This is a genomic window from Campylobacter sp. BCW_6461 (genome assembly GCF_001762735.1).
GTDB classification, from domain to species: domain Bacteria; phylum Campylobacterota; class Campylobacteria; order Campylobacterales; family Campylobacteraceae; genus Campylobacter_D; species Campylobacter_D jejuni.
On the sequence record NZ_MJXJ01000022.1, the window covers coordinates 1 to 18,649 of the forward strand.

Here is an 18,649-nt window from a genome sequence, read left to right on the forward strand (position 1 = left end):
TTAACAAGTCCGCAATGAGCTACTTTCCCCCTGCCAGTAAGGCGTAGTATCATCACCCACGATGTGCTTAGCTTCTTGGTTCGGGATGGAGCAAGGCGTTTCCACATCTGTATAATCACGGACATTGTTATTTAAATATTCTTTGAAAGATTGAATTTAAAAAATAAAGCTTAATCTTTTATTTCTTTACTTTTTTCTTTATTCTCTTTCTTCTTTTCTTATCTTTTATCTTTGATAAGTTTTTATATAGAATACTTAAAAAACAATGTTAAGAGCAAGTTCTAATACAAACTCTACTTGAAAGATTTCTATTAAACTCTAAATATTATCTATATTCAAAGTCTTCTTAAAAACCTTAACAAGGAAGTGATGCTTTATTAAAGATAAGCCAAACGCTCTATTAGTACTGGTCAGCTAAAGGACTTTCATCCATTACACACCCAGCCTATCAAACTAGTAGTCTTCTAGAGAGCTTAGAGAAGATTCATCTTAGAGTTGGCTTCACGCTTAGATGCTTTCAGCGTTTATCCTTTCCAAACTTAGCTACGCTGCGATGCTCTTGGCAGAACAACAGCTACACCAGTGGTTTGTTCAACCCGGTCCTCTCGTACTAGGGTCAAATCTCTTCAATCTTCTTACGCCCACGGCAGATAGGGACCGAACTGTCTCACGACGTTCTGAACCCAGCTCGCGTACCGCTTTAAATGGCGAACAGCCATACCCTTGGGACCTGCTCCAGCCCCAGGATGCGATGAGCCGACATCGAGGTGCCAAACCTCCCCGTCGATGTGAGCTCTTGGGGGAGATCAGCCTGTTATCCCCGGGGTACCTTTTATCCTTTGAGCGATGGCCCTTCCACACAGAACCACCGGATCACTAAGACCGACTTTCGTCTCTGCTTGACTTGTATGTCTTGCAGTTAAGCTGGCTTATACCTTTATACTCTACGAACGATTTCCAACCGTTCTGAGCCAACCTTTGTAAGCCTCCGTTATTATTTGGGAGGCGACCGCCCCAGTCAAACTACCCACCAGACATTGTCCCACTTGAGGATAACTCAAGCTGGTTAGCTACCCAAATAAGAAAGAGTGGTATCTCAACAATGGCTCATATACAACTGGCGTCATATACTCAAAGCCTCCCACCTATCCTGCACATTCTTATCCAAGTAGCAGTGTCAAGCTGTAGTAAAGGTCCACGGGGTCTTTCCGTCTTGCCGCGGGTAGGAGGAATTTTCACCTCCACTACAATTTCACTGGATCCCTCTTTGAGACAGCTCCCATCTCGTTACGCCATTCATGCAGGTCGGTATTTAACCGACAAGGAATTTCGCTACCTTAGGACCGTTATAGTTACGGCCGCCGTTTACTCGGGCTTCGATCAAGAGCTTCGCTAATGCTAACCCCATCAATTAACCTTCGAGCACCGGGCAGGCGTCACACCCTATACATCCTCTTACGAGTTAGCAGAGTGCTGTGTTTTTGGTAAACAGTCGGGAGGGACTCTTTGTTGTAAGTTTCCTTGCTTTCGGAGTAAATCCTAATACAAAGCTAACCACACCTTATACCGAAGATACGGTGCTATTTTGCAGAGTTCCTTAAAGAGAGTTCTTCCACGCGCCTTAGAATACTCATCCCACCCACCTGTGTCGGTTTACGGTACGGGCAACATTAGCTAAACTTAGAAACTTTTCTTGGCTCGACGGCATCAGGGGTTCTTCTATCCATCCGAAGACTTCAAAAAGCCTTTCAGTTCTCGGAGTATTGTTATACGGATTTGCCTGTATAACCTCCTACGACCTTAGACTAGCACTTCCATCCGCTAGCCCCCTTAGCCCTAAGCGTCCTTCCATCGCACACTAATGTTGGTATTGGAATATTAACCAATTTGCCATCGTCTACCCCTTTCGGACTCGACTTAGGACCCGACTAACCCTACGATGACGAGCATCGCGTAGGAAACCTTGGGTTTACGGCGTTAATGATTCTCACATTAATTATCGCTACTCATGCCTGCATGCTCACTTCTATTCGCTCCAGCACTCCTTACCGGTATACCTTCGACGCAAATAGAACGCTCTCCTACCACTTGCACACAACTTAAACTACTTAACTTTAGTCTAAGAATATTTTTACTGATTTTACTAAGTTTTATTTCTATCTTTACTCTATAAAAATCAGTAAAAATATAACTAAACATATAACTTAGTTTCTCATATTCTAAACTTAAATAATCTAAGTTGTGTGCAAGTCTACAGCTTCGGTACTTACTTTAGCCCCGTTATATTTTCCGCGCAAAATCACTAGACCAGTGAGCTATTACGCTTTCTTTAAAGGATGGCTGCTTCTAAGCCAACCTCCTGGTTGTTTAAGTAACTTCACATCGTTTTCCACTTAAGTAAGATTTAGGGACCTTAGCTGGTAGTCTGGGTTGTTTCCCTCTTGACGACGGATTTTATCACTCGCCGCCTGACTGCTGTGATTACATATAAGGTATTCGGAGTTTGATAGGGTTTGGTACATTGGTGTATGCCCTAGCCCATTCAGTGCTCTACCCCCTTATATTACGACACAACGCTATACCTAAATATATTTCGGAGAGAACCAGCTATCACGAAGTTTGATTGGCCTTTCACCCCTATCCACAAGTCATCCCGGGGCTTTTCAACGCCTATGGGTTCAGTCCTCCACTAGTTCTTACACTAGCTTCAACTTGCTCATGGATAGATCACTTCGTTTCGGGTCTGCAGCATCTGACTAAGCGCCCTATTCAGACTCGCTTTCGCTACGGCTTCGCGTTTGCTTAACCTTGCCAGACACCACAACTCGCAGGCTCATTATGCAAAAGGCAGTCCATCACCCTGTATTGCTACATAGGGCTCTGAATGATTGTAAGCAAATGGTTTCAGGTTCTATTTCACTCTGATCACCTCAGTTCTTTTCACCTTTCCCTCACGGTACTTGTGCACTATCGATCTGGTATTAGTATTTAGGGTTGGATCGTGGTCGACCCGGATTCAGACAGGATTCCTCGTGTCCCGCCCTACTCAGGATACTGCTAGCTAAGGTTTGTTTTTCGCATACGGGACTATCACCCTCTATGGTTATACTTTCCAGAATGTTCTGCTAAACTTACCTCTTGCACATTGCAGTCCTACAACCCCCAGTGCAAGCACTGGGTTTGCCCTCTTGCGCTTTCGCTCGCCGCTACTGACGCAATCTCTATTGATTTCTTTTCCTGAGGGTACTAAGATGTTTCAATTCCCCTCGTTCGCTCCTATATAGGTAATGTATATCTCTATACATTGGGTTGCCCCATTCGGAAATCTACGGATCAAAGCTTCTTGACAGCTCCCCGTAGCTTATCGCAGTCTAGTACGTCCTTCATCGCCTTTACCAGTCAAGGCATCCACCATTCGCTCTTAGTAGCTTACCTTTTTTACCTTTTATTATTGATTCTAAAACGCATCACTTCCTTGTTAAAGTTTTTATGATAAGACTTCTTTATCTTAAGACGGAAAGCATTCAAACACTTAATATAAAACTAAATGATTTAGTCTCAACTAAGCTGTGAGTTTGAAACTTGTCTTTAATTTATAATCCTTAAATCTAATATTCTCTTTATTCATAGAAGAGAAGACAGCTAAAAGTTAAGTTAAACTAAAGAAAAGATAAATAGGTTTTATCCTTTAACAAGTCCTGTAAAATTGTTTTTATTAAAACTTGCTTGTGACTCTTAACAATGATAATTAAAAGAACATTTAGGTTTAAAACCTAAAGGAAGTATATATATTAACATAATCATTATAAATATAAATGCATAATGTATATGCTACTTATATCTATTAAAGTATATTCTTTTATAGTTAAAGATAAAAATAAATCTAAGTATAGAGTTTATATTTTATATTTAATCTATTTTATATACTTGCTTTAGATTTTAAAGCTTCTTTATTCAAATCTTTTTTATGGTGGGCCTAACAAGACTTGAACTTGTGACCTCACCCTTATCAGGGGTGCACTCTAACCAGCTGAGCTATAGGCCCTTAATAAATGGTGGAGAATAGCGGGATCGAACCGCTGACCTCCTGCGTGCAAAGCAGGCGCTCTCCCAGCTGAGCTAATTCCCCATAAACAATTAGCTTTATCATCAATCTTTGAAATCTAAACAAGAATCAATTGAGTTTATATATTGAAGTAATAGTTGTGAGACTTATTACTTTGTACTCTAGAAAGGAGGTGATCCAACCGCAGGTTCTCCTACGGTTACCTTGTTACGACTTCACCCCAGTCGCTGATTCCACTGTGGACGGTAACTAGTTTAGTATTCCGGCTTCGAGTGAAATCAACTCCCATGGTGTGACGGGCGGTGAGTACAAGACCCGGGAACGTATTCACCGTAGCATGGCTGATCTACGATTACTAGCGATTCCGGCTTCATGCTCTCGAGTTGCAGAGAACAATCCGAACTGGGACATATTTTATAGATTTGCTCCACCTCGCGGTATTGCGTCTCATTGTATATGCCATTGTAGCACGTGTGTCGCCCTGGGCATAAGGGCCATGATGACTTGACGTCGTCCACACCTTCCTCCTCCTTACGAAGGCAGTCTATTTAGAGTGCTCGGCCGAACCGTTAGCAACTAAATACGTGGGTTGCGCTCGTTGCGGGACTTAACCCAACATCTCACGACACGAGCTGACGACAGCCGTGCAGCACCTGTCTCTAAGTTCTAGCAAGCTAGCACCCTCTTATCTCTAAAAGGTTCTTAGGATATCAAGCCCAGGTAAGGTTCTTCGCGTATCTTCGAATTAAACCACATGCTCCACCGCTTGTGCGGGTCCCCGTCTATTCCTTTGAGTTTTAATCTTGCGACCGTACTCCCCAGGCGGTACACTTAATGCGTTAGCTGCATTACTGAGATGACTAGCACCCCAACAACTAGTGTACATCGTTTAGGGCGTGGACTACCAGGGTATCTAATCCTGTTTGCTCCCCACGCTTTCGCGCCTTAGCGTCAGTTGAGTTCCAGCAGATCGCCTTCGCAATGGGTATTCTTGGTGATATCTACGGATTTTACCCCTACACCACCAATTCCATCTGCCTCTCCCTCACTCTAGACTATCAGTTTCCCAAGCAGTTTAATGGTTAAGCCATTAGATTTCACAAGAGACTTGATAATCCGCCTACGCGCCCTTTACGCCCAGTGATTCCGAGTAACGCTTGCACCCTCCGTATTACCGCGGCTGCTGGCACGGAGTTAGCCGGTGCTTATTCCTTAGGTACCGTCAGAATTCTTCCCTAAGAAAAGGAGTTTACGCTCCGAAAAGTGTCATCCTCCACGCGGCGTTGCTGCGTCAGGGTTTCCCCCATTGCGCAATATTCCCTACTGCTGCCTCCCGTAGGAGTCTGGACCGTGTCTCAGTTCCAGTGTGACTGATCATCCTCTCAGACCAGTTAAGCGTCATAGCCTTGGTAAGCCATTACCTTACCAACTAGCTGATACTATATAGTCTCATCCTACACCGAAAAACTTTCCCTACTCAACTTGTGTTAAGCAGGAGTATAGAGTATTAGCAGTCGTTTCCAACTGTTGTCCTCTTGTGTAGGGCAGATTAACTATACCTTACTCACCCGTGCGCCACTAATCCACTTCTAGCAAGCTAGAAGCTTCATCGTTCGACTTGCATGTATTAGGCACGCCGCCAGCGTTCACTCTGAGCCAGGATCAAACTCTCCATAAAAATTATAGATAGTTTAATCTTTTTCTTCAAAGAAAAAGTTATGAAAGATTAAAAGAAAAACTTTTAATCTTTTTAATTATTAGATTGAATAGATTTTACATAATTACTTATGCCTAAATCTTTCTGGCTCAATCGATCACTTATTTAGATTTCAAAGATTGACTAATAAGATTTGAATAACAATACTAAGTTAAAAGAACAAAACAAAAAATCATTTTTAAAAGAAAAGTTTTTAAATTAAAAAACAAGATTTATAAAAAAGCTTTTAGTTTATAAGACAAAAACCAAAAGAGTTAATTTATAAAATCTACTAAGCTAGTGAAACTTTATAATTTAAAAGATTTTAAGTCCTTTTTTCAAAAAAAGGAAATGAAAGTATAACCAATTAAACTTAAAAGGGGATTAAACAAAGGATTAAATAGTATAAATATTTGTGTAAGTATTTATATAAGTATTTGGTGGGTTTAAAAATGGGGGGGGGAGGGGTTAAATGATAATAAAAAATACAAGATATAATATAAAGATATAATATACTATTAATAGGATTGAAAGGCTTGACTTAGGGAAGATAAGTTCCCTAAGTTTAGAAATATTTAAAAAATTTTAATATTTTAAAAAATACTCTTGAATTTTTTTAGGATCACTTGTTTTTGTAAGTGCTAATATAAGCAAAACTCTTGCTTTTTGAGGATTTAAATCTTCAGCACTAATAAAACCTAATTTTTCATCTGAATCACTCACAGCAACACAACCTGCTACAACCCTTGAACTTACAACAACCTTAAGCCCTTTTTTTAAAAGCTCTTTTAAAACATCTTTTTGATTTTTGTGTATACTTCCTGCTCCACTTCCTGCAACAACTATGCCCTTAGTTCCATGTTCAAATAAAGCTTTTGCAGCGACACCACTACCATCATTTGAATAGCTATAAAGAATATCTACTTTTGGCAAACTTGTGAGTTTGCTTACATCAAAAGGAGCGTTTTTTGTGTGAGCTTTAGTAACATTATTATAGAAAAAGACTTTACCATCTACTATATAACCCAAATCCCCAAAATCAGGAGAAGAGAAAGCATCAACATTTAAACTATGAGTTTTTACTACGCCTCTAGCGCTTAAAATTTTATCATTTATAGCTACCATAACACCCTTATTCTTAGCTTCTTTATTGGCAACTAATGCCACTGCATTATAAAGATTTTTCGGACCATCCGCACTTATAGCAGTTGATGGACGCATAGCGCCAACTAGAACTACGGGCTTATCACTTTTAATGGTTAAATTTAAAAAATAAGCAGTTTCTTCCATAGTATCAGTACCATGAGTTATCACCACACCGTCTATCCCCTCAGCAAAAAGCTTAGCAATTTTTTTAGCAAGCCTTAACCAAATTTCATCACACATATTTGAACTATCAATATTTGCTATTTGCTCCCAACTAATATCTGCTAAATCTCTAATTTGCGGAACTGCTTTAATTAATACATCTATATCAATGGCTCCGGCCGTATATCCTGTTGTAGCAATAGTGCTATCAATGAAGCCTGCTATCGTTCCGCCTGTTCCTAAAATAGCAATCCTTGATTTAGCTTTTTTCATGCATACTCCTATAAAAAGACAACATATAAATAATTTTTTAATCTCTTGTATATTAATTTTTTAATGTTATTAATGCAAATTATAAGTAAAAATTTTTATAAAATCTCTTTAACAACAAACTGTGGAGTTACCATTCCCCTAAATTCATTCTTAGAAATACTTCCAAGCAAAGAAATATTTTGATTCAATTCTGGCTCTTTATCAAAATTAAAAAATAAAGCTTCTATGGTTTTATTTTCCTTAGTTAAAACAAGCTTTAAGTGTTTTTCATCTTTACCTAGAAGTTTTTTATTTTTTACACAAAGATTTTCTAAAACAAAAAAAGGTCGTGGATTTTTATGTCCAAAAGGTTCAAAAGATTCTAAAATTTCAAGCATTTCAAAATCAATTTCGCTAGGTTCTAAGATTCCTAAAATTTCATCTGTATCCAAAAATTCACTTTCAGAAATTTGCGAACATTCTTTTTTGATTTTATTTTTAAATTGTTCAAAATTTTCAGAGTTTAAACTGATTCCAGCAGCACCTTTATGACCACCATAATTGCTTAATATAGAATTTGTCTTAGAAATTAAAGCTAAAATATCAATCTTGCCAACACTTCTTGCGCTGCCTTTTAAGTGTTCTTCATTTTGAGAAAATACAAAAGCAGGTTTATTAAAATGTTTAGCTAAACGACTTGCCACAATCCCTAAAACACCTTCATGCCAATTTAAACCCGATACCACAATACAAGAATCGTTTTCATCGATTTGATTTAAACTATCTTCAAAAAGCTGTTTTTCTTCATCTTTACGACTTTCATTAAAACTAACAATTTGCTCTAGATATTCTAAAGCTTTATTAAAATCTTTAGTGTGTAAAAATTCATAAGAAATACTTGCATCATCCATTCTTCCAGCACTATTTATAAGCGGAGCAATTAAAAATCCTATATTATCAAGAGCAAATTTATCCTTTTGATAATAATGCTTAATAGCTCTAAAAGCAGCCCTTTTAGATTTGTTAATATGATCTATGCCACGCCTTACTAAAGCACGATTTAAATCTCTAAGTTCCATCATATCTGCAACAATTGCAATCGCCAAAAGTTCTAAAAATTTACACATGTCATATTTAAGCTTGCACACCTCTTTTAAAGCCGCTATCAAATACCATGCGACTTGAGCTCCACAAATTTCAATTTCTGGAAAATCACAATCTTTTTGCTTTGGATTGATAATGGCAAAAGCATCAGGTAAAATATCTTGAGGCATATGATGATCAGTGATAATCAAATCTATATTTTTTTCTTTACAGAGTTTGGCTGCTTCAAGAGCAGCTATTCCATTATCTACTGTTATTATTAAATTTACATCAAGTTCGTTGATGATCTCAGCATTTAATCCATATCCATCTTTAAAACGATTCGGAATTCTTATAATATAATCAAAACCTATATCATCGAAAAATTCTGCCATAATAACACAAGAAATGATTCCATCAACATCATAATCTCCTACTATAGCGACTTTCTCATTTTTTTCTACAGCTTCTTTGATGCGATTAGCTGCTTTATATGCATCCTTTAAACAGCATGGCAAAGGCAGATCACAAAGTTTGGTATGCAAATCTTTTTCAAAGCGTGAAGCCAAAATTTTTTTAATTTCATTTTTATTAATTATCTTCATAGTTTATAGCTGCCTTGATAAAACTGCAAATCACAGGATTAACATGCTCAAGTCTTGATGTAAATTCTGGATGAAACTGCACAGCCAAGAAAAAAGGATGACAGTTAAGCTCAACTGCTTCAATCAATCCTTTGCTTTCACCACTTACAATCAAACCGTGTTTTTCAAAATCTGCTCTATATTTTGGATTTGCTTCATAGCGATGACGATGGCGTTCTTTTACACTCTTTACTTCATTATAAACCTTAGCCAAAAGGGATTTTTCCTTGATATCACATTTATAAGCCCCTAAACGCATAGTTCCACCTAAAGGAGTTTTTGCAGTACGAATTTGTTTTTCTCCATTTGTATCCATAAATTCATCAATCAAATAAACCACAGGATTTTGGCATTTTTCATTAAATTCACTTGAATTTGCATCTTTAAGTTTTAATACATTTCTAGCAAATTCCACCAAAGCAAGCTGCATACCTAAACAAATTCCTAAAAAAGGAATTTTATTTTCTCTTGCGTATTGAATGGCTTTTATCTTACCTTCTACACCACGATATCCAAATCCCCCAGCAACCAAAATTCCACTCACATCTTTAAATACTTCAGAACTTTCCATATTTTCAAGTTTTTCACTATCTACCCATTTTAACTCCACTTTAGTATCTAGGGCTGCACCTGCGTGTATAATAGCTTCAGTAAGGCTTTTATAACTTTCTTTTAAATCCACATATTTGCCTACAAAAGCGATTTTAACTTCATTGCTTGGAGCTATAACTCTTTTTACCAAAGAGTCCCAATTTTCCATATTAGGTTTTAAATTTTTCAAATCCAAAATTTCAGCAATAGGGCTTAAAATATCTTGCTTTAAAAAATTAAGTGGAATTTGATAAATACTAGCCGCATCAACACTTTCTATCACGCAATTTTTTTCCACCCCGCAAGAAATAGCAATTTTATCTTTTAAATCTCTATCAAGAGCTTTTTCACTACGACAAATAATCATATCAGGACTAATGCCTATGCGCCTTAACTCGCCTACACTATGTTGAGTTGGCTTTGTTTTTAATTCCCCTGCAGCCTTAATAAAAGGTACTAGAGTAAGATGAATATTCATAGCATTATTTTTACCCACTTCCAAACGCAAAGCACGAATAGCTTCTAAAAAAGGCAAGCCTTCTATATCCCCAACAGTTCCGCCTATTTCAACGATAAGTATATCTTTGCCTTCTCCTGCTTTTTTAATGCGATCTTTGATTTCTCCTACTATATGAGGGATAACTTGAATGGTTTTGCCAAGATATTCTCCACGCCTTTCTTTTTCAATCACACTTTGATAAACCCGTCCTGTAGTGAAGTTATTATCTTGAGATAAACTCTCATCCAAAAAACGCTCATAATGCCCCAAATCAAGATCCGTTTCTGCTCCATCATCAGTTACAAAAACCTCTCCATGCTCAAAAGGACTCATAGTGCCTGGATCAACATTGATATAAGGATCAGCTTTTAAAATACTCACTTTAAGCCCTGAATTTTTTAAAAGTGTTGCGATAGAAGCAGCGGCTATCCCTTTACCCAAAGAACTTAAAACTCCACCTGTTACAAAAATATATTTTGTTTGTTTCATTGATAATAAGCCTTATTTTTTTATCTAATTATAGCTTGATAAAACTTTTTATTTCATTAGAATTTTAAGTAAAAAATGCAAGAATTACAAAAAATATTTTTATCAAAAAAGGAATAAGCATGCAAATCACTTTACTTTTTCACACTCCATTATCTGTTTGTTCTCATGCAACAAGAACTTGTTGGCAAAGCTTTGAAAAAGGCGATTGCGGTGGCGAAAAAGATAAAGAACTTATCGATCGCGTGGGCAACAAATTCAAACACGCTTCAACCTTAGAACATCTAAACTATACTTTTTATATACAAGGAATTTCAAGAGCTTGCTTACAAGAAGTTGCAAGACACCGTCACACTAGTCCTAGTGTAAAAAGCACGCGTTATACCTTAAAAGAACTTCGCAATGAAGCTGAATTTAAAATAGGAGATTTTGAAAATGCAAGCCGTTATCTTGTGCTTTGTGGTAATGAAGAGGTTGATAACGCAAGCATTAAAGCCTTAGAAAATTTACGCACTATTTTACAAAAAAGCATTAGTCTAGATATAGCCAAATACTGCTTACCAGAAAGCTATAAAACTGAACTTACACTAACGATTAATGCAAGAAGTTTGCAGAATTTCATTTCTTTGCGTAGTTCAAAATCAGCTCTTTGGGAGATTAGAAATTTAGCAAATGCTTTATTTGAAGCCTTGCCACAAGAACACAAATTTATATTTGAACATTGCTTACATAAAGATATAGAATAAATCATACTGATTTTATCTTATTTAAAATATTGTTATGCTACCATTTATAAAATCAAGCTTTACGCAAGTATATTTTCATATACCTTGTGCTTGATTATAGTTTCTTATAAGGACTTTTTATGGATAAACAATTTTTTCAAGATTTTCTAATGCTTTCACAAGCTCATACTATAACTACTCTTGCTATGCTTTGTGTTGTTTTTTACGCATTAAAAAAAATGCGGAATATAAAAATCAATTTTTCTCTTCGCATGCTATTTGCGCTTTTAATGGGTTTGGGGTTTGGTTTTGCTTTGCAATATTTGGCAAATTTTCCAGATGCTAAAGAAGCAAGTAATATTCTTTGGTATAGCGAAACAAAACATTGGTTTGCATTTGTAAGTTCTGTTTTTGTAGCTTTTATAAAAATGCTGGTTGTTCCTCTTGTAAGTATTTGCATTATAAAAGTAATTATAGAAATTGATAAAAATATCAAAATATCCTCCTTGCTTGGAATAAGTCTTTTTTGGATACTCTTTAGCACAGCCATAGCTGCAACCTTGGGTATATTTTTAGGTTATAGTTTTGATTTAGGAAGTAATTTTGCTATATATGAAGGAAATAAACAAATTCGCGAAATTCAAACTTTTTCAAATATTATACTAGGGCTAATACCTAGCAACATCATTGCAGCTATTAATAAAGAAAATATTATAGCTATTGTTATTTTTTCTTTTTTTATAGGAATTAGTGCTAAAAAAATTTCTAAAAAAGAAGAGTATGAACAAGCCTTTAAAAGTTTTCATAATTTTATCCTAACCTTTTATAATATTATGATGAACATGACTGCTACAGTTATTAGATTTATGCCTTATGCTGTAGTTTGTATGATGGCTAATGTGCTTTTAAGCAATGGTTTTGAAGCTATCAAAACAGCTGGACTTTTTATAATGCTTATTTATATAGCTATGTTAATAATGTTCGGGGTGCATTTTTTACTTCTTGCTTCACAAGGGCTAAACCCTATAAAATATGCAAAAAAAGCATTTCCTGTATGGTTATTTGCATTTAGCTCAAGATCTTCTTTGGGCACTTTGCCTATGACTACTTCAACTTTGCAAAATAAATTTGGAGTTAATTCAGCTATAGCTAATTTTGTAGCATCTATAGGTACAACAACAGGACTTAATGGTTGTGCGGGATATTTTCCAGCTTTAGCGGCAGTTTTTGTAGCTTTTGCTACACATACACATATTGATTTTACATTTGCTTTAATGATAGTTTTGGTAGCTGTTATTGGATCCTTGGGTATAGCTGGAGTACCTGGAAGTGCAACTATGGCAGCTTCTATTATGCTAGCAGGGATTGGATTTGGTAATAATTTTGTCATGCTAAGTTTGATTTTAGCTATAGATCCTATTATAGATATGGCAAGAACAGCAAGTAATGTCTCAGGAGCTATGACTTCGGCACTTTGTACTGCAAAAAATCTAAAAGCCCTAGATAAAGAAATTTACAATTCTTAATCTCTTAAAACCCAATATTTTTCATTGGGTTTTAGTATTTATTGGCAACCTTCACATTCTATGCTACGATCTGCAACATTGACTTTTTCACTATCAGGGCTTTCGCTTCTTAGATAATAAGTAGATTTTACTCCAAGCTCCCAAGCGAGTTGATAAATTTCATTTAAATATCCCCCACTTGCTTTATCAAGCGATAAAAAGATATTTAAACTCTGCCCTTGATCGATCCATTTACCACGCACAGCAGCAGCCTTTACAAGAATTTTTTGATCAAGTTCGTAGGCTGGAGTATAGTATTGCCAAGTATCAAGGCTTAAATTTGGCACAACAACAGGTATCATACCACTTAAATTTTGTTCAAACCACTTTCTTTTGTAAACAGGTTCTATAGTCTGCGTAGTACCCACCAAAATAGAAATAGAAGAAGTAGGTGCAATGGCCATCAAATAACCATTTCTCATACCATCTTTTTTAACTTTTTCTCTAAGTTTAACCCAGTCGCATTCACTTTGATCAAATAAGCCCTCTCTTAAAGTTAAAGCTTTAGCCTTAGGACTTGCTACATCAATAGGAAAAATCCCCTTGCTCCAATTTGATCCTTCAAAATCCTCATAAGAACCTTTTTCAAGAGCTAAATTTGAACTCGCATTAATAGCCTCAAAGCTAATTTGTTCCATAATCTCATCGATTTTATTTAAATGCTCATCGCTTCCCCAATAAATCTTAGCTTCAGCAAGCATTTGTGCCTCACCCATGACTCCAAGACCTATGGCGCGAGATTTTAAATTTGTATCTTTTACTTTTCTATGAGGATAAAAATTTAAATCTATCACATTATCAAGCATACGAATAGCCGTTGGCACAACACGCTCTATATCTTCTTTAGTATATACTTTGCTAAGATTTATACTTGCTAGATTACAAACGGCTGTTTTTCCATCATTTTTATATTTTTCTACTATATAAACTTTATTACCATCAATACTATCTAAAGTTGAGATTTTTTTGGCTGGTTTTTCATATCCCCCATCGATCGCAACTTTTTGTTCTTCATCAAAATGAAGTTCATCTCCATTTTCAAAAACTACTTTAATTTGATAATAATTTGGCTCGGTATTTTGAAAAATTTCAGTACATAAATTTGAACTTCTAATAATTCCTACATGAGCATTTGGATTTGCTCTATTAGCACTATCCTTAAAACATAAAAATGGCAAGCCTGTTTCAAAATAATTTAGCAAAATTTTCTTCCAAAGCTCTTTAGCTTCTACGATTTCTTTGGTAATGCTTTCATCTTTTTCATATTCTTCATAGCGTTTTTCAAAAGCCTCGCCATATAAATCACATAAATCTGCTGTATCTGCAGGATCAAAAAGAGTCCATTTATCATTAGCTCTTACTCTCTTCATAAAAAGATCATTGATCCATAAAGCAGGGAAAAGTTCATGAGCACGGCGTCTTTCTTCACCTGAATTTTTACGCAAATCAATAAAATCACTTATATCCATGTGCCAAGGTTCTATATAAACAGCTATAGCTCCTTTTCTGGTTCCTAGCTGATCTACTGCCACGGCAATATCATTAGTAATTTTCAAGAAAGGTATAATCCCTCCTGCGGCATTTTTATGCCCATCTATGCTTCCACCCATAGCACGCACTTTAGACCAATCCCAACCTATACCGCCACCAAATTTAGAAAGCAAAGCCATTTCTTGGTAAGAATCAAAAATACCTTCAATATTATCAGGGGTTGATCCTATATAACAAGAACTAAGCTGATGGCGCGTTGTTCTTGCATTAGATAAAGTCGGAGTTGCAAGCATGAGTTCAAATTTAGAAATTAAATCATAAAATTTCTTCGCCCATTCTTGAGGATTAAATTCATTCTGCGCTAAAAACATCGCAATGGCCATAAACATTTGTTGAGGAAGTTCTATAGGCATACCTTTACTATCTTTAATCAAGTATCTATCATATAAAGTTTTAATACCAAGATAAGTAAATTGCATATCGCGTTCAGGTTTAATATAAGCATTTAAATCATCTAAATCGTATTTTTCTTTAAGACCAAGTAAGATTCTTCCTTCTTTTTCGCCCTTTTCAAAATACTCACGCAAATGATTATAGCGATTCATACCATTAACTTTTTTATATAAATCAAATAAAAAAAGTCTAGCTGCAACAAAGGTCCAATTTGGACAATCAATATCTATCTTATCTACTGCAGTTTTAATTAAAGTTTTTTGAATTTCTTCAGTTGAAATTCCATCACGAAATTGAATCTTTGCATCGAGTTCAAGTTCGCTTAAATTCACACCTTCTAAATCTTTTACAGCATCAGAGGTGCATTTTTTGATCTTAGAAACATCCAATTCTTCTGTACGACCATTTCTTTTAATAACTTTCATTGCCTTCCTTGCTTTTTATTTAAATGTTCTTTTAAAAATTACATCAACATTTTTTGTATAGTAGTTATAATCGAAACATTTTCTTACATCCTCTTCGCTCAAACTTTTTCTTAAATCTTCATCGCTTAAAAGCGCTAACAAAAACAAACTTTCATTTTTTTCATTGATAGCAGCCTTACCATTTTGCAAATCTGCCCAAACTTTCATAGCGTTTCTTTGAACTATTTTATAAGCTTCTTCACGACTAATGCCTTTAAATGGAAGCTCTAAAAGCACCCTCCCTGAAAATACAAGCCCGCCTGTAAGATTTAAATTTTTCATCATATTTTCAGGATAAACTAAAAGCTTATCAATCAAATTTGTAAGACGCATAAGCATAAAATCAGCCGTGATAAAAGCATCAGGCAAAATAAATCTTTCAACACTAGAATGAGATATATCTCTTTCATGCCAAAGTGCAACATTTTCTAAAGCTGGAGTTACAAAAGATCTAAGCACACGACAAAGCCCTGTGATATTTTCACTTAAAACAGGATTTCTTTTATGTGGCATAGCTGAACTTCCTTTTTGTCCTACACTAAAATACTCTTCAGCCTCATAAACTTCAGTTCTTTGAAAATGTCTTATCGCTACAGCGATTTGCTCACAACTTGAAGCTAAAATTGCAATAGCAGAAATAACTTGAGCATAACGATCTCTTTGGATCACTTGATTTGAAACAGGGGCAGCTTTAAGACCTAAATTTTTACAAACTTCTTCTTCAAATTCTAAAGGAGCATGAGCAAAATTTCCCATTGCACCACTGATTTTTCCATAGCTTATCACTTCTTTTGCATGTTCTAAAAGCTCTTTTGCATGCAAAATTTCATCATACCAAATAGCTAACACTAAACCAAAAGTGATAGGCTCTCCATGAATTCCATGACTTCTTCCTACCATTAAGGTATTTTTATGCTCCAAAGCACGCTTTTTGATCACTTCTAAAAGCAAAGAAACATCTTCTAAAATAAGCTCCAAACTCTCTTTTATCTGTAAAGCAACAGCCGTATCTATACAATCAGAACTTGTCATTGCATAATGCACAAAACGACTCTCTTCTCCCAAACTTTCACTTACACTTGTAAGAAAAGCGATAACATCGTGTTTTGTGGTTTTTTCTATTTCGTCTATTCTTGCAATATCAAATTTTGCATTTTTAAGAATTTTTTCGCAGTCTGTGTCATTAATGAGACCGAGTTTATTCCAAGCTTTTACAGCGGCTAATTCTACTTTTAACCACGCATCGTATTTTGCTTGCATGTCCCATTTTTTAGCCATGATTTCTCTGCTATATCTTTCAACCATCTTTGAAACCTTTTTAGCTATAATTTTATATTTTAAAAAACAGAAATTATATCAAATTATCCTAAGAAAGTTATTAAATGGCTTACATAAAAATAAAACTCTCAAATAATGGAAAAAAGGCATTTCAAGTCCTTATGGAAAATTTAAAAATTAGCATAAATGAAGCACAAAAACTCATAGACAAAAAAAGACTTTTTTGCGATGGAATTTTAGTAGAAGAAAAGAATGAAATTTTAAATGGTTTAGTAGAGCTTATAGTCTATGAAAACAATCCCAAAGGAGTAGAAATTGTCTTTGAAAATGAAGACTTTGCCATACTTGAAAAAGAAAGTGGGATCTTAAGTCATCCAAATGGTAGACATTGTAAATACAGTCTTAGTGATGAAATTTGGCATCTTTGGGGAAAAGAAGCTTGCGTAGCACACAGACTTGATAAAGAAACGAGCGGACTTATACTTGTAGCCAAAAATAAAAAAGCTCAAATTGATCTTAAAGCTTTGTTTGAAAAAAAACTGGTTCAAAAAGAATACCTTGCTCTAGCTAACGGAAAAATAGAAGAAAATTTTATAATTGATAAAGCCATAAATTTAGCCAAAAACTACGATGATGTAAAAACAAGGATGCAAATTTGTAAGGAAGGAAAACAAGCTATCACTGAGTTTGAAATTTTAGAATACTTTCCTAAAATCAACGCTACTCTTTTACTCTGCAAACCCTTAACAGGCAGACAACACCAAATAAGAGTGCATTTACACTATAAAAATCATACCATTTTAGGCGATCCACTTTATGGGCTTAGCAAAGAACAAATCGAAAGTATTTTAGATGAAAAATTAACCCCCAAAGAACGCTTAAAACTTACAGGTGCCTTGCGTTTGTGTTTGCATTCTTATCGTTTGAAATTTCAATATAAAAATCAAAATTTTAATATCAACTCAAAAATAAACATAAAAGAAATTTTCAACAATTCTATAAAATAAAATGATGTTTCACTACGCTACAATCAATCACTTTTTTACCAAATTTTAAAACAAAAAAATAATTCTTGCTAAAACTTTAAGTATAATTAAATAAAAAAGCGAGATTTTCCAAATGAAATTTGTTAATTTTATACAGGGTCAAAAACCCAATCTAGGAGTACTAAATTCTAGTGGAAAAATTGTAAGTTTTGATGATCTTGGCATTGAAACTAACGATATGAATGAATTTATTATCCATTTTGATAAATTTAAACACAAACTTACAGACTTGGATTCTAAAATAGCCTATGAAATTCCTCAAGAAAATTATCTAGCCCCTATTATAGAACCTCGTCAAGATATTATATGTCTTGGGATTAATTTTTTAGATCATGCCAAAGAATCTGCCAAATTTAAGGGTGAAAAATTTGAAGAAAGAGAATATCCTGTATATTTTGGAAAACGCTGCAATCAAGCTACGCCACCTTTTGGCGATATACCTTTACATGCAGATGTAACTTCTCAGCTTGATTATGAATGTGAGCTTGCATTTATTTTAAGTAAAGATGCTTATAAAATCAAAGCTAAAGATGCAAAAGATTATATCTTTGGCTATACTATTATCAATGAAATTTCAGCTCGCGAACTTCAAAAACGCCACAAACAATTCTACCGAGCAAAAAGTCTTGAAGGTAGCACTATAATGGGACCTTATATCACAAGCGTAGATGAAATTTCTTATCCTCCTAAACTCCAACTTCAAAGCTATGTCAATGATGAACTACGCCAAAACTCTAACACTCAATTGTTTATTTTTGATATTGCTTATGTCTTAGAAGAACTTAGTGCAGGCATGCTTTTAAAAGCTGGAAGTATTATATCTATGGGAACTCCTAGTGGAGTAGGTATGGGGTTAAATCCACCTACTTTTTTAAAATCAGGAGATAAAGTACGCTGTGTAATAGAAAATTTAGGAGAACTTTGTAATAAAATAAAAAATATCAATTATTAAATAATTTACTAAAATTATACTATAATGGCATTTTAAAAACTTAAATTAAG

9 protein-coding genes, 2 tRNA genes and 3 rRNA genes are annotated in these 18,649 nt (G+C 35.2%); 4 read left to right on the forward strand and 10 right to left on the reverse strand.

Annotated elements, in window-relative coordinates:
- Positions 1 to 6 precede the first annotated feature (6 nt).
- From rrf to AJ882_RS04050, 8 genes are all read right to left on the reverse strand, one after another.
- A 5S ribosomal RNA gene (gene rrf, locus AJ882_RS04015) occupies positions 7 to 123 on the reverse strand.
- 256 nt (positions 124 to 379) lie between these two features.
- A 23S ribosomal RNA gene (locus tag AJ882_RS04020) occupies positions 380 to 3,435 on the reverse strand.
- Positions 3,436 to 3,968: 533 nt separating this feature from the next.
- Positions 3,969 to 4,045: transfer RNA gene (locus AJ882_RS04025), tRNA-Ile, on the reverse strand.
- 8 nt (positions 4,046 to 4,053) lie between these two features.
- Positions 4,054 to 4,129: transfer RNA gene (locus tag AJ882_RS04030), tRNA-Ala, on the reverse strand.
- Between the two features lie 102 nt (positions 4,130 to 4,231).
- Positions 4,232 to 5,744 (reverse strand): 16S ribosomal RNA (locus tag AJ882_RS04035).
- The 16S, 23S and 5S rRNA genes sit together here with 2 tRNA genes alongside, the layout of an rRNA operon.
- A 603-nt stretch (positions 5,745 to 6,347) precedes the next feature.
- Entirely contained in the window at positions 6,348 to 7,355 is a 1,008-nt protein-coding gene (locus AJ882_RS04040) for a type II asparaginase (RefSeq protein WP_255005614.1), read from the reverse strand.
- A gap of 83 nt (positions 7,356 to 7,438) precedes the next feature.
- Positions 7,439 to 9,010 carry a single-stranded-DNA-specific exonuclease RecJ gene (gene recJ / locus AJ882_RS04045; protein ID WP_002853146.1) on the reverse strand — a complete coding sequence of 524 codons (1,572 nt, stop codon included), beginning with the start codon at positions 9,008 to 9,010 and terminating at the stop codon, positions 7,439 to 7,441.
- On the reverse strand, positions 8,997 to 10,628 hold the full coding sequence (locus AJ882_RS04050) for a CTP synthase (RefSeq protein WP_002855601.1): 1,632 nt from the start codon (positions 10,626 to 10,628) through the stop codon (positions 8,997 to 8,999). Before AJ882_RS04050 ends, recJ begins: the two co-directional genes overlap by 14 nt.
- 119 nt (positions 10,629 to 10,747) lie before the next feature.
- On the opposite strand from AJ882_RS04050, the gene thyX reads away from it, so the two are divergent.
- Both thyX and AJ882_RS04060 read left to right on the forward strand, forming a co-directional pair.
- Entirely contained in the window at positions 10,748 to 11,371 is a 624-nt protein-coding gene (gene thyX, locus AJ882_RS04055) for an FAD-dependent thymidylate synthase (RefSeq protein WP_002853111.1), read from the forward strand.
- A gap of 119 nt (positions 11,372 to 11,490) precedes the next feature.
- Complete coding sequence (locus AJ882_RS04060) at positions 11,491 to 12,876, forward strand: cation:dicarboxylate symporter family transporter (protein WP_070279673.1); 1,386 nt, start codon at positions 11,491 to 11,493, stop codon at positions 12,874 to 12,876.
- A gap of 38 nt (positions 12,877 to 12,914) precedes the next feature.
- Here AJ882_RS04060 and AJ882_RS04065 read toward each other — a convergent pair whose 3' ends face one another.
- Together AJ882_RS04065 and purB are read right to left on the reverse strand one after the other, a co-directional pair.
- The gene (locus AJ882_RS04065; RefSeq protein WP_002859734.1) at positions 12,915 to 15,284 is read right to left on the reverse strand and encodes a ribonucleoside-diphosphate reductase subunit alpha; all 2,370 of its coding nucleotides are present in this window, start codon (positions 15,282 to 15,284) and stop codon (positions 12,915 to 12,917) included.
- A gap of 15 nt (positions 15,285 to 15,299) precedes the next feature.
- Positions 15,300 to 16,628, reverse strand: a complete 1,329-nt coding sequence (gene purB, locus AJ882_RS04070) for an adenylosuccinate lyase (protein WP_002857713.1) — start codon at positions 16,626 to 16,628, stop codon at positions 15,300 to 15,302.
- Between the two features lie 77 nt (positions 16,629 to 16,705).
- Between purB and AJ882_RS04075 the strand changes: the two genes are divergently transcribed.
- Both AJ882_RS04075 and AJ882_RS04080 read left to right on the forward strand, forming a co-directional pair.
- Positions 16,706 to 17,608, forward strand: coding sequence for an RluA family pseudouridine synthase (locus AJ882_RS04075; protein WP_002877921.1), 903 nt, complete (start codon positions 16,706 to 16,708; stop codon positions 17,606 to 17,608).
- A 112-nt stretch (positions 17,609 to 17,720) separates the two neighbouring features.
- Complete coding sequence (locus AJ882_RS04080) at positions 17,721 to 18,599, forward strand: fumarylacetoacetate hydrolase family protein (RefSeq protein ID WP_002857697.1); 879 nt, start codon at positions 17,721 to 17,723, stop codon at positions 18,597 to 18,599.
- The last annotated feature ends 50 nt before the right edge of the window (positions 18,600 to 18,649 follow it).